The sequence below is a fragment of the Neptunicoccus cionae genome (assembly GCF_014643735.1).
GTDB lineage: Bacteria > Pseudomonadota > Alphaproteobacteria > Rhodobacterales > Rhodobacteraceae > Amylibacter > Amylibacter cionae.
On record NZ_BMKA01000002.1, the window covers coordinates 195,690 to 207,950 of the forward strand.

The following is a 12,261-nucleotide window of genomic DNA, read 5'->3' on the forward strand; positions in this document are numbered from 1 at the left end:
AATCCCTCAATGCACCTAACTAAGTTCCAAATTGAACTTGACTACGATGTTAACTCACCACATTGTGAGAATACAAGTTCCAAATGGAACACCGAACTAAATAAATCTTCGGATGGGGCACAACGCACCTATCCTCCAACGGGAAGGGAAAACGATGATATTTAAGAAGTTCCTTGCACCTCTTGCGGTCACGATTGGCCTGACTGCGGCTACCGCTGCATCAGCCCAAACGCTGACGATGGGTGTGCGCGGCGGACCGGAATCAATGGATCCGCATTTCTCCGCGCTTGGCTCTCATGCGGAAGCGGCCAAGCACATCTTTGACACCCTTGTCTGGTCGGGCACCGACCTGCAAATCGAACCGGGACTGGCCACCAGCTGGACACCCGTGGACGAAGACACATGGGAATTCAAGCTGCGCGAAGGCGTGAAATTCCATGACGGTTCGGATTTCGACGCAGAAGACGTCAAATTCTCGATCGAGCGTATTCCGGTTGTGACAGGCCCGACAACCACAGCGATCTATGTGCGCCGTGTTGCTGGTGTAGACATCATTGACCCCCACACGATCCACATCCACACAGACGGTCAGGCGGCAACCTTGCCAAACGATTTCATCCGTCTGTTCATCGTTTCTTCCGAGGCGGCGGCCGATTACTCCACGCCTGAAACCGCAGCGGGCGGCTTTAACTCCGGTGCTGCGACAATCGGGACCGGCCCTTACAAATACGTAAGCTGGGAGCCGAAAGGCGATCTCGTGCTAGAGCGCAACGATGACTACTGGCGCGGTGAAGGTGCTTGGGAAAAGGTGATCCGCAAGGAAATCCCAAACGACAGTTCCCGCCTTGCAGCGCTCAAAGCCGGTCAGGTTGATGTGATCAACTATGTCTCCTCTGTTGATTATCTCGCGCTGGAACGGGATTCCAGTGTTGATGCGATCAAAGGTGACAGCGTTTACGTGATGAACCTGCAACTCGACCAACGGGAAAAGACACCTCTGGTGCGGGCCAAAGACGGTTCCGAACTGGCGGAGAACCCGCTGCGTGATCTGAAGGTGCGGCAGGCCATCGACCTTGCAATCGACCGTGAAACCATGGTGGATATCGTACTTGAAGGTCTTGGCAAACCAGCCAACCAGATGATGCCTCCGGGGTTCTTTGGGTCCAGCGAAGACATCCCCATGCCTGCATACGACCCTGCAAAAGCCAAGAAAATGCTGGCGGATGCCGGTTATCCCGAAGGGTTCGAGGTTGACCTTTATTGCACAAGCGACCGGTTGCCCGGTGATGGTGCGATCTGTCAGGGTTTGGGCCAGATGTTGACCCAAGTGGGCATCAACACCAACGTCAACGCAGTGTCTAAAACCGTATATTTCCCTGCACAAGCACGTTTGGAATACTCTATGTTCATGAACGGCTGGGGCACACTGACAGGCGAAGCGTCTTACACGCTTGGCGGGTTGGCGCACTCCAATAATCCTGACGTGAAACTGGGCGCGTTCAACCGCATTGCCTACAAAAACGACGATGTGGATCAACTGCTGCAAACCGGTGCAACCATGATGGACGCAGACGAGCGCCGCGCGACTTACGAAGAAGCAATGGAAAAGGTTATGGCCGACAAAGCCTATATCTCTTTGGTGCAACTTCAGTCTGTTTGGGGTGCCAAAGCGGGTTCGGTGGAATTCACCCCGCGCTTTGACGAAGACACACTGGCGTTCTTTATCAAACCGGCGAATTGATCGTCTAACGTGACACAAGGCCGGGCAGCAGAGATGCCGCCCGGCCTTTGCTTGGCCCAAAGGGAGCACCCATGCTCGGCTTCATCATCCAACGTTTTTTGCAGGCCATCGTCGTTATGGCTGTGATGTCGGTCATCGTATTTTGCGGTGTATATGCCATCGGCAATCCCATCGACATCGTTATCCCGCCAGAGGCCACACAGGAAATTCGCGAAGCGGCGATCCGGCGGCTCGGGCTCGACCTGCCGCTCTACAAACAATATTTCATCTTCATGGCCAATCTGCTGCAAGGGGATCTCGGACGCTCCTTCGTTTACAATGTGCCCGTGCTTGAACTGATCGGAGGCCGCCTGCCCGCAACGCTGGAGCTGGTTCTGATCTCGGTCATCTCGGCAACAGTTCTGGGGGTCAGCCTTGGTGTCTATGCAGGCTATCGCCCTGAAAGCTGGATCTCCAAAACCATCATGGGCGTGTCTGTGCTCGGGTTTTCTGTGCCCTCCTTCTGGGTTGGCCTGATCCTTATTCTGTTCTTTGCGGTACACCTTGGCTGGCTGCCCGCAGGTGGTCGCGGTGAAACGGTGGAAATCTGGGGCGTGGCGTGGTCTTTCCCCACGCTTGACGGTCTGTCCCATATCGTGCTGCCCGCCGTTAATCTGGCGCTGTTCAAACTGGCGATGATGATCCGTCTGGCCCGTGCCGGAACCCGAGAAATCATGTTGACCGACACAATCAAATTCGCCCGTGCTGCGGGTATTTCCGAGGGCACGATCCTGCGCCGCCACCTGTTGAAACTGATCTCCATTCCGATCCTCACAGTCTTCGGACTCGAGCTTGGCTCAACCCTTGCCTTTGCAGTTGTGACCGAAACGATCTTTTCGTGGCCCGGCGTAGGCAAGTTGATCATCGACAGTATCGGCGTTCTGGACCGCCCTGTCATGGTGGCTTACCTGATCCTTGTTGCTTTCCTTTTCGTAACCATCAACTTCGTGATTGATCTGGTCTTTGCCCTGATTGATCCGCGCGTGCGTCAAGGGGCGACATCATGAAAAACGCAAGCACTCCGCTCGGTCGGTTCTGGGCCGAATTCCGCGAAAACCGGGTCGCTGTTGTGGCGCTGGCGGTTGTGGTCCTGCTGATGCTTCTGGCGCTGTTCGCCGCCTTTGTGTCACCGCAAAACCCTTATGACATGGCCAACCTGTCTTTAATGGACAGCCGCCGCCCGCCGGGATTTGTCGGTTCAGGAGGCTACACCCATTTGCTGGGGACCGATCCGCAAGGGCGCGACCTTCTGTCTGCGATTTTCTACGGCCTGCGCATCTCGATCCAGATCGGACTTGCTGCGGGTATCGTGTCGCTCAGCCTTGGGACGACCCTTGGCATTCTTGCGGCTTACGTCGGTGGACGGGTTGAAACGCTGATCATGCGGGCTGTGGACCTTCAACTGTCCTTTCCGGCCATCCTGCTGGCGCTGGTGATTGTCGCGTTGCTCGGCCAAGGGAAGGCGCAACTGATCGGGGCGCTGGTTGCTGCGCAATACGCCTATTTTGCCCGCACCGCTTATGGCGCGGCCAAGGCGGAACGGGGTAAGGATTATATCGAAGCCGCCCTTGCAACCCCGATGAGCGGCCGTCTGGTGGTGCTGCGCCACTTGCTGCCAAACTGCACCCCGCCGCTGATCGTAGTGGCCACCGTGCAAATCGCGAACTCCATCTCGCTTGAGGCAACGCTCAGCTTTCTGGGGCTGGGGCTGCCTGTGACCGAACCTTCGCTTGGAATGCTGATCTCCAACGGCTTTCCCTACATGATGAGCGGACGTTACTGGATCTCTTTCTACCCCGGTGTGGCGCTGATCATCTTGATCGTCGCGATTAACCTTGTCGGCGACCAGATCCGCGACCAATTCAATCCGAGGCTTCGCAAATGACCACCCCAGTACTCAGTGTTAAAGACCTAAAGACCCACTTTTTCACTCGCGCAGGCGTGGTGAAGGCGGTTGACGGTATTTCATTCGATCTGGCCGAGGGCGAGATCATGGGGCTGGTTGGTGAAAGCGGATCGGGCAAGACCGTGACCGGATTTTCCCTGCTGGGACTGGTCGATGCACCGGGTCGGATTGTGGAAGGCTCGGTCAAGTTGAAGGGGACGGAACTGACGACGCTTTCAACCGGTGAACTACGCAGCCGTCGCGGTCGTGACATTTCGATGATCTTTCAGGACCCAATCGCAACGCTTAACCCGATGTTAACCATTGGCCAGCAGATGCGCATGGCGATTGATGCCCATGAACGGCTTGGCGCGCGGGCGTCCGAAGCGCGCGCAGCGGAGCTGTTGACCCAAGTCGGCATCCCGTCCGCCAAAGAGCGTCTGCGCGCCTACCCCCACGAATTTTCCGGCGGGATGCGCCAGCGCGTGGCCATCGCCATTGCCCTGCTGCACCGCCCAGCGGTGATCGTTGCAGACGAACCAACCACAGCGCTTGATGTTTCAATACAGGCGCAAATCCTGTTCCAGATGCGTGATCTGGCACGGGAAACCGGAACCGCAATGGTCTGGATCAGCCATGATCTGGCTGTGGTCTCCAGTCTCGCGAGCAAACTGGCGGTGATGTATGCGGGCCGGATCGTGGAACAAGGCCCCACCGCGACCCTGCTGCGCGATCCCCGTCATCCTTATACGGCAGGGCTGATCGCCTCCCTGCCGGCAATGGCAGCCCCGGGCACTCCGTTGACGCAGATACCCGGCACGACACCGTCTCTGCTCTCCCTGCCCGAGGGCTGCCCCTTTGCACCGCGCTGCGACCGCGCCACCGACACCTGTAAAACGGACCCGAGCATGACCCACCAAGACAATCGCGGCTGGCGCTGTTTTCACCCTGTCACCCGCACAGCAGAGGTGCCCGCATGAGCCCTTTTCTTAGCATAGATGATGTGTCCCGCCTGTTTGGTCCAAACCTGACCACCGGCGAAAAGATCGCCGCAAAACTGGGCAGCAAGGTTGAAACCCGCTCTGTGCGCGCGGTGTCGGATGTTACCCTATCGGTGCGCAAAGGCGAAACTTTGGGTCTGGTCGGAGAATCCGGTTGCGGGAAATCCACACTTGGTCGGTTGATCGCAGGCATCCTGCCGCCCACAACCGGCAGCGTAACAATTGACGGCAAACCGGTGATGGAAAAAGGCACCAAAGTAACAACCCGCGTGCAGACCGTGTTTCAAGACCCGTTTGCCAGCCTTGATCCCCGTATGAAAGTGGGTGACACCGTTGCGGAAGGCCCGATCGCCCACGGTCTGACCACCAAAGGACAGTCCCGCGATTACGTGGCCGGTTGGTTTGAAAGGGTCGGGCTTGATCCGGACTGGGCAGTCCGCTACCCACACCAGTTTTCCGGCGGCCAGCGCCAGCGGATTGCCATTGCCCGTGCTTTGGCGATGCAACCGGATGTTCTGATCTGCGACGAACCTGTTGCATCGCTTGACGTGTCCATTCAGGCGCAAATTATCAATCTGTTTCTGGAACTGACCCATGATCTGGAACTGACGTGTGTTTTCATTAGCCACGATCTGTCCGTGGTGCAGCATGTCAGTGACCGCGTGGCAGTGATGTATCTGGGCCGGATCGTAGAACTTGGCCCCGTGAACGAGGTTTTCGGCACCCCTGCCCACCCTTATACATCGGCGTTGTTTGGCAGTGTTCCCAAGCTGGTGCTGGATGCAGACGAACTCGTGCATTTTGAAACCATCGACGGCGAAGTCCCCTCGCCGCTTTCGCCCCCGTCCGGGTGTTATTATCATCCGCGCTGTCCGCTCGCGACAGAGCTGTGCAGCGGCCAGCAGCCCGCGACGCAAGGCGTGACCGAACTGCGGGCTGTGGCCTGTCATCATTTTGAACAGCAGCTTGCAAAATCCACTGCCTGACCCGAAAGCCACCCCAACATGACACAAGCCGCATTTTCCACCGCCGATTTGTTTGATGCGCAGCCTGACACCGTGCAAGTCTGCGAATTGCAATTCCGCTCTTTTGGTAAGCACAGCTGTTTTGCCGGTCCCTGCGTAACGCTGACAACATTCGAGGATCACCGTCCAGTACTGGAGGTACTGAAAACCCAAGGCGAAGGCCGTGTGCTGGTGGTGGACGGGCAAGGTTCGCTTAGGGTGGGATTGCTCGGCGACAGGCTGGCAGAAATTGCAGCTCAAACAGGCTGGGCCGGAGTGGTTATCAACGGCGCAGTGCGTGACAGCAGCGGCATTGACGCGCTTGGGATCGGGGTGAAAGCCCTTGGCACAACGGCACGGCGCGGCGCCGTGGAAGCGTCATCCACCACCGGCGAACCTTTGTCCATCGGCGGAGCGACCGTCACAGCAGAGGACTGGATTTATGCCGATCGCGACTGTGTTATCGTCGCACCGCACAAATTGGACATCCCCTAAAGCGCAAGATCTTCCATCAGCGCATCCTTGCTGTAAGCTGCCTTTTGCGCACTGCGCTTCACGCGCCCCTGTTCCATCACCACAAACGTATCCGCGATGCGATAGGCGAAATCGGCGTTCTGTTCGACCAGAACAATCGCCATTTCCCCCTGCCCCCGCAAGGTTTCCAGTGCGTCACCGATTTGCTGGATCACGTTGGGCTGGATGCCCTCGGTCGGTTCGTCCAACAACAGAACCTTCGGCTTGGAGATCAACGCGCGCGCAATGGCAAGCTGCTGCTGTTGCCCACCGGACAAATCCCCGCCACGGCGCTTTTGCATGTCTTTGAGCACGGGAAACAGATCAAAAATATAGTCGGGGATAAGGTGTTCTGCTTTTGGCAGGCAGGCGAACCCGGTCTCGAGGTTCTCAAGAACTGTCATCATCGGAAAGACCTCGCGCCCTTGGGGCACATAGGCAATCCCGGCATGGGCCGCCTGAAAAGCGGAGCCGAGAGTTACAGCATCCCCCGCCACCGCAACAGAGCCGCCGCCCAGCGGATGACGACCGGAGATCGCTTTCAGCAGGCTGGTTTTGCCCACCCCGTTATTGCCCATCACCGCCGTGATCTGCCCTACTTCAGCGCGCAGGCAGACATCAAAGAGGATCTGGCTCTGGCCATATTTCAGCGTAACATCTTGTACATCAAGCATGGGACCGTCCCAAATAAACATCAATTACTGTCTGGTTCGAGGTGACATGATCCAGACTCCCTTCGGCAAGGACAGACCCTTCGTGCAGCACCGTCACCTTGCAGTTCAAACGGCGGACAAACTCCATATCGTGTTCCACCACCACAACCGCGCGGGTTTTGGCCGCTTCGCGCAGAATATCGGTGGTCTTTTCCCGTTCCTCGGGCGTCATACCTGCGGCAGGTTCATCCACCAGCATCAAACGGGGTTCCTGTGCCAGCAGCATTCCGATCTCCAGCCATTGCTTTTGCCCGTGACTGAGCTCTCCAGCGCTGCGGGTCAGGCTGTCCGCCAACCCGATCTGTTCAGCCACGGCCTCAATCCTTGCCCCGTTTGCTTTGGTCTTTTTGTGCATCAGCACCGAAAACGGCCCGCGCGGGGTCTTGAGCGCCATCGCAAGGTTTTGCCGCACGGTTTGGGCCTCAAACACTGTAGGTTTCTGGAACTTGCGCCCGATCCCCTCGCGCGCGATCTGGCTTTCGGACATTCCCAGCAACGAGATATTCCGCTCCCCCCAAACCACAGTGCCTTCGTCAGGTTTGGTCTTACCTGTGACGATATCCATAAACGTAGTCTTGCCCGCCCCGTTCGGCCCGATAATTGCTCGCAATTCGGTCGGGGCGAAGTTGATCGACAGGTTATTGATGGCGCGGAACCCGTCGAATGTCACGCTGACGCCGTTCACTTCCAACAGCATGCTCATGACGGTTTCCTCACCAGATAATCAAACAAACCGCCGATGCCCTTGGGGAAGTACAAGGTGACAGCGACAAAGGACATGCCCAGCAGCACCAACCACCAGTCGGTCCATTGCACCGTGTAAAAACCCAGATTGATATTCGGGGCGCCACCACCGGTGAACCAGCTTGACAGAAGCGAGACAAACACCGCGCCGATCACCGCACCGTACAGTCGCCCGCGCCCGCCAATGGCCACCCAGACCGCCAGATAGATCGAGGCAATCGGCGCGACTTCGCCGGGGTTGATGATCCCTGCTTGCGGATAATACAGCGCACCGGCAATGCCTGCGGCAATGGCAGTGGTGGTGAAAATGAACAGTTTATAGCTTTCGACGTGATAGCCCAAAAACCGGACGCGGGCCTCGTTGTCGCGTATGCCCTTCACGATGCTGCCCATCTTGCCCGACACGATCCACGCAAAGCCGATATAGGCCGCGCCCAGCGCAAAGGCCGATGCGATAAAGAACGCAATCGACACTTTGGCCTGCGACGAATCCTCGAACCCCGGAATATTTTGCAGACCGGACAGGCCGTTATTCCCGCGCAACCCGCTGTCGTTCTGAAACAGATACAGCGCAAGCGCCAGCGTCATCGCCTGAGTAAGGATCGACAGGTAAACGCCCGTAACACGGCTGCGAAAGGCCAGCCAGCCGAAAACCAGCGCCAGCGCCCCCGGCACAAGGACCACCATCAGCAGTTGCACAAACAGATTGTCCGCAAAGGCCCAGATCAGTGGAAATTCCGAACTGCCGACCACGCCGAAAATCTGGTTGCCGATGGCATCTGAAATCTCGGCAGGCGTGGGCGGCAAGGGCTGGCTCGCAAGGCTGGTCATCACAATGCCTTCGGTGCGCGCGTACATCAGCCACATGCCGATGGCATAGCCGCCAATCCCGAAAAACGCGAAATGCCCGAGCGACAGAATCCCGCAATACCCCCAGACCACATCCATCGCGATGGCCACCAGCGACAGGCACAGGGTCTTGCCCAGCGTTTTAACAAAGGACGTGGAAATCAGCCCCACGCCGGTCACTTCCGACAATAGCGTCACCGCGATTGTGAAGATCGCCAGCAGCGCGATGAAGATCAGCACCGAAGGGTTTTGGGACAGGAAGGTTTTGCGCATGATTTAATCCGCCGCAGCACGACCCTTGAGGGCAACAATACCCTTGGGCCGGAATTGAATGAAGAGAATGATAAAGAGGATCATATAGGTCTGCGCCGCCAGCGTGTTTGAAGGGTTCAACCATTCGATCCCTTTTTGCAGGAAACCGATCAGCGATGCCCCCGCCAGCGTGCCCCAGACATTGCCTACACCGCCTACGACCACGGTCATGAAGCTTTGCACAATGTAATCCGCACCCATTTCAGATGTGACTTTGGCATAAAGCCCGATGGCCACCCCCGCGATCCCTGCGATCCCGGAGCCGAGCCCGAAGGTCATCATGTTGATCCGGTCGGGATTGATCCCCATTGATGCCGCCATGCCGGGGTTTTGCGTCACGGCCCGCACTTCCAGCCCCAGCCTTGTGCGTTTCAGAACGAAGAGGATCACCATCAAAAACAGCAATGCCAGTACAAAGATCGCAATGCGGATGTAGCTGATCGCAATCACATCGTTGAACACCAACGCACCGTCCAGCCACTCGGGCGAGGTCAGCGGCCGCGCCTGTGTGCCAAAGATGTTCTTGGCCAGTTGTTGCAACGCGATGGAAATCCCGAAGGTCGCCAAAAGCGTTTCCAGCGGTCGGTGGTAAAGGTGCCGGATCACCAGCCGCTCCATCGCGACCCCAGCGGCAAAAGTAATGGCAAAGGCCAGTGGTAGGGCGACAATGATCGACACGGTGTAATCGGGCACAAACTGCTGCACCACATAACCGGTGTAAGCCCCCATCATGATGAACTCGCCGTGGGCCATGTTGATAACCCCCATCACACCGAAGGTAATGGCAAGTCCGATGGCCGCCAGAAAGTAGATCGAGGCGAGCGACAGCGCATCAAGCCCGAGATCAACCGTCTGGCTGAGCGCGACACTGGTTTCAATTCCGTTCAGCGCCAAACGCGCGGCATCGGTGATGGCCGCGTCATTCTCGGTATATTCAAGATAGAACTTATGGGCAGCCACAGCTTTGGCTTGGGCATCATCGCTGACACGCACCGGCACTGTCCCGTCCTGTGCCAGCTGGTCATAGGCCCGCGCGCGCATTTCATCGGTGCCAAGTTCGGCCACCGGCACGCCGCCAACACGCCCACCGTCCATATGGGTTAACAAAGCATCGCGGATCGCGTCCTTGGTCACACGCGCAGGTGCAAGTTTTGCCGCCACCAGACGTGTGTAAGCTTCTGCTACAGAAATATCTTCGCCAATTGTCAACACTTTGGCAATGTTCGCGCCTTCTGGCAGGGTCTTGGCGACAGCGGGGTCAGCCGCCAGAATGGTATTGAGCACTGCACGGGTGTCTACGGACAGATCACCGGACAGCCCTTTAATCGCTTCGATCCGGTCCTGCGGTGTTTCGCCAAAAGTGGCCACCAGCATACCGGCGAGGCGTTGTTTCACTGCCTTAAGGTCGGCATCAGCCTCCCCCGCCACAGAGGCCTGCAACGGGCCAAGCTGGCTTGCGTCCATGCTGCGGGCGATGGAATCCACCGCCGATCGACGTTTGTTTATATCGGGATCGGACAGCTGGAACCGAACCAGCGCATCGCCGATTGCACGACGCACCCCGCCGTTCGGGCGCACCTTTTGCAGCTCTTGCGTGCCAGCCGCCAGCCTATCGCCACTGTCGAGGTCTTGTAGTTGCACCTCTCCCGAACTGTCCAGCCTGCGAAAGAATATCCCGTCGCTCTCACGGCGTACAATTTCGCGGTCGCGCCATGCTTCCAGAAAGGGCAGCGCTTGGGGCAGTCCGCTTGCGACCAGATCATCCAGCACTACGCTGACACTGCTGCGGGACGGCTTGGCAACCTCCGCGGCGTGGGTCTGCAAAATGTCCTGCAAGGATTGGGCGTAAACGATCGAGGACAGCAGCAGCCAGAAGGACACAGCTAGTGAGAGCAGTCGCAACATAAGAAAGGGGCCGATCTTTAGGGGCACAAGTCATCAGGGGCGCAGGATAAACCCGCGCCCCTGAACGCAATGCTTAGTAGTTAGAGGTCATCTGAACACAGGTCTTGGTCTCTGTGTTGTACATACCGCAGCCAAGCTCTTTCCAGTCAGAGGTCAGAACCGCAGATTCAGGCAGGAAGTCTGTCCAGGCATCGCCCGGCACTTCTTCGGTCTGGCTTACAATATCGAACTGGCCGTCAGCAGTGATCTCACCAATCAGAACAGGTTTCGCCAGATGGTGGTTTGGTAACATAACAGCCGTGCCGCCTGTCAGGTTCGCAAATTCCTGCCCGTACATCGCCTCGCGCACTGCATCTACATCTGTGGTTCCGGCCTTTTTGACCGCATTCACCCACATGTTAAAGCCAATGTAATGGGCCTCCATCGGATCGTTCGTTACACGCTCTTCGCCCATCTTGGCTTTCCACGCAGCAACCCATTTTTCGTTCGCTTCGGATTCTGCGGACTGAAAGTAGTTCCACGCCGCCAAATGCCCGACCAGATCAGACGTATCCAGACCGGACAGTTCTTCTTCCCCGACAGAGAAAGCAACAACCGGCAGATCATCGGCAGAAACGCCCGCCGCGGCCAATTCTTTATAAAACCCGATATTCGCATCCCCGTTGATGGTAGAGATCACACCAACCTGTTTACCATCCGCACCAAGTGCGACCACGTCCGCAACGATCGTCGCCCAGTCAGAATGCCCAAACGGCGTGTAGTTCACAAAGATGTCTTCCTCTGCGATGCCCTTGGACTTCAGGTAGGATTCCAGAATGTTGTTGGTTGTGCGCGGGTAAACATAATCCGTGCCGAGCAACGCGAATTTCTCAACGCCAAGTTCTTCAAGGAAGTAATCGGTCGCAGGAATCGCCTGCTGGTTCGGCGCCGCACCCGTGTAAAACACGTTTTTAGAGCTTTCCTCGCCCTCATATTGGACCGGATAGAACATCAAACCGTTCAGTTCCTCCAAAACTGGCAGCGCGGATTTGCGGCTGACCGACGTCCAGCTGCCAAAGATCACATCGACTTCATTCACTGTCAGCAGCTCGCGTGCTTTTTCCGCAAACAATGGCCAGTCAGAGGCCGGATCAACCACCACGGTTTCGATCTCGCAATCCAGCAAACCACCGGCTGCGTTCTGGGTTTCCACCAGCAGTTCCATAGTATCTTTTAGCGTGGTTTCAGAAATCGCCATCGTACCGGACAAAGAGTGCAAAACGCCGACTTTAATAGGATCGGCGCATTCAGCAGCAGCAAGGGAGGTGGAGCCGAGCAAAGCCGCCAAAACCACACCAGAAGTTTTATAAGTCATCAAAGTAATTCCCCGTTTTCGCCGCGGGTCGCCGTAAAGGCGCCTGCGCCCCTTTCCAACGGTGGACCAACCCAATAGGTTGGACCCGCAACAGTTGTGTTGTGGTCGTGTGGCGGGAAAAATCTGCCAGGATAGCCCGTCACGCGACGCCCGAGTCATTCGGGCATTCACAGCACATGCCGCAACGCAGCAAATGGCTAG

General features: G+C 57.2%; 11 protein-coding genes. 6 read left to right on the forward strand and 5 right to left on the reverse strand.

Annotation, left to right across the window (positions count from 1 at the left end; translation table 11 throughout):
- Positions 1-154: 154 nt before the first annotated feature.
- The 6 genes from IEX10_RS06120 (at position 155) to rraA (ending at position 6,165) form a co-directional block, all read left to right on the forward strand.
- On the forward strand, positions 155-1,741 hold the full coding sequence (locus IEX10_RS06120) for an ABC transporter substrate-binding protein (RefSeq protein ID WP_229678449.1): 1,587 nt from the start codon (positions 155-157) through the stop codon (positions 1,739-1,741).
- A gap of 71 nt (positions 1,742-1,812) precedes the next feature.
- Positions 1,813-2,787 (forward strand): ABC transporter permease, encoded by a 975-nt coding sequence (locus IEX10_RS06125; protein ID WP_188672087.1) that lies wholly within the window; start codon positions 1,813-1,815, stop codon positions 2,785-2,787.
- Entirely contained in the window at positions 2,784-3,665 is an 882-nt protein-coding gene (locus IEX10_RS06130; protein ID WP_188672090.1) for an ABC transporter permease, read from the forward strand. Before IEX10_RS06125 ends, IEX10_RS06130 begins: the two co-directional genes overlap by 4 nt.
- The gene (locus tag IEX10_RS06135; protein WP_188672093.1) at positions 3,662-4,645 is read left to right on the forward strand and encodes an ABC transporter ATP-binding protein; all 984 of its coding nucleotides are present in this window, start codon (positions 3,662-3,664) and stop codon (positions 4,643-4,645) included. The genes IEX10_RS06130 and IEX10_RS06135 overlap by 4 nt, the downstream gene beginning before the upstream one ends.
- Entirely contained in the window at positions 4,642-5,652 is a 1,011-nt protein-coding gene (locus IEX10_RS06140) for an ABC transporter ATP-binding protein (protein WP_188672097.1), read from the forward strand. Before IEX10_RS06135 ends, IEX10_RS06140 begins: the two co-directional genes overlap by 4 nt.
- A gap of 18 nt (positions 5,653-5,670) precedes the next feature.
- The gene (gene rraA / locus IEX10_RS06145) at positions 5,671-6,165 is read left to right on the forward strand and encodes a ribonuclease E activity regulator RraA (protein WP_188672100.1); all 495 of its coding nucleotides are present in this window, start codon (positions 5,671-5,673) and stop codon (positions 6,163-6,165) included.
- Here the strand turns inward: rraA and urtE are convergent.
- The 5 genes from urtE to urtA all read right to left on the reverse strand — a co-directional run bounded on the left by urtE (position 6,162) and on the right by urtA (position 12,060).
- Positions 6,162-6,857, reverse strand: a complete 696-nt coding sequence (gene urtE, locus IEX10_RS06150) for an urea ABC transporter ATP-binding subunit UrtE (protein ID WP_188672103.1) — start codon at positions 6,855-6,857, stop codon at positions 6,162-6,164. The two genes, rraA and urtE, sit on opposite strands and share 4 nt — an antisense overlap.
- Positions 6,850-7,599, reverse strand: a complete 750-nt coding sequence (gene urtD, locus IEX10_RS06155; protein ID WP_188672106.1) for an urea ABC transporter ATP-binding protein UrtD — start codon at positions 7,597-7,599, stop codon at positions 6,850-6,852. Before urtD ends, urtE begins: the two co-directional genes overlap by 8 nt.
- A complete protein-coding gene (gene urtC, locus IEX10_RS06160) occupies positions 7,596-8,762 on the reverse strand; it encodes an urea ABC transporter permease subunit UrtC (RefSeq protein WP_188672109.1) in 1,167 nt (388 codons plus the stop codon). The genes urtD and urtC overlap by 4 nt, the downstream gene beginning before the upstream one ends.
- Positions 8,763-8,765: 3 nt before the next feature.
- Positions 8,766-10,706, reverse strand: coding sequence for an urea ABC transporter permease subunit UrtB (gene urtB, locus IEX10_RS06165; RefSeq protein WP_188672112.1), 1,941 nt, complete (start codon positions 10,704-10,706; stop codon positions 8,766-8,768).
- Positions 10,707-10,779: 73 nt separating this feature from the next.
- Positions 10,780-12,060, reverse strand: coding sequence for an urea ABC transporter substrate-binding protein (gene urtA / locus IEX10_RS06170; RefSeq protein WP_188672114.1), 1,281 nt, complete (start codon positions 12,058-12,060; stop codon positions 10,780-10,782).
- Positions 12,061-12,261: the final 201 nt, after the last annotated feature.

Coding starts and splice junctions, on each gene's coding strand:
- IEX10_RS06120 (WP_229678449.1), top strand. CDS start 155: ATGATATTTAAGAAGTTCCTTGCACCTCTTGCGGTCACGATTGGCCTG.
- IEX10_RS06125 (WP_188672087.1), top strand. CDS start 1,813: ATGCTCGGCTTCATCATCCAACGTTTTTTGCAGGCCATCGTCGTTATG.
- IEX10_RS06130 (WP_188672090.1), top strand. CDS start 2,784: ATGAAAAACGCAAGCACTCCGCTCGGTCGGTTCTGGGCCGAATTCCGC.
- IEX10_RS06135 (WP_188672093.1), top strand. CDS start 3,662: ATGACCACCCCAGTACTCAGTGTTAAAGACCTAAAGACCCACTTTTTC.
- IEX10_RS06140 (WP_188672097.1), top strand. CDS start 4,642: ATGAGCCCTTTTCTTAGCATAGATGATGTGTCCCGCCTGTTTGGTCCA.
- rraA (WP_188672100.1), top strand. CDS start 5,671: ATGACACAAGCCGCATTTTCCACCGCCGATTTGTTTGATGCGCAGCCT.
- urtE (WP_188672103.1), bottom strand. CDS start 6,857: ATGCTTGATGTACAAGATGTTACGCTGAAATATGGCCAGAGCCAGATC.
- urtD (WP_188672106.1), bottom strand. CDS start 7,599: ATGAGCATGCTGTTGGAAGTGAACGGCGTCAGCGTGACATTCGACGGG.
- urtC (WP_188672109.1), bottom strand. CDS start 8,762: ATGCGCAAAACCTTCCTGTCCCAAAACCCTTCGGTGCTGATCTTCATC.
- urtB (WP_188672112.1), bottom strand. CDS start 10,706: ATGTTGCGACTGCTCTCACTAGCTGTGTCCTTCTGGCTGCTGCTGTCC.
- urtA (WP_188672114.1), bottom strand. CDS start 12,060: ATGACTTATAAAACTTCTGGTGTGGTTTTGGCGGCTTTGCTCGGCTCC.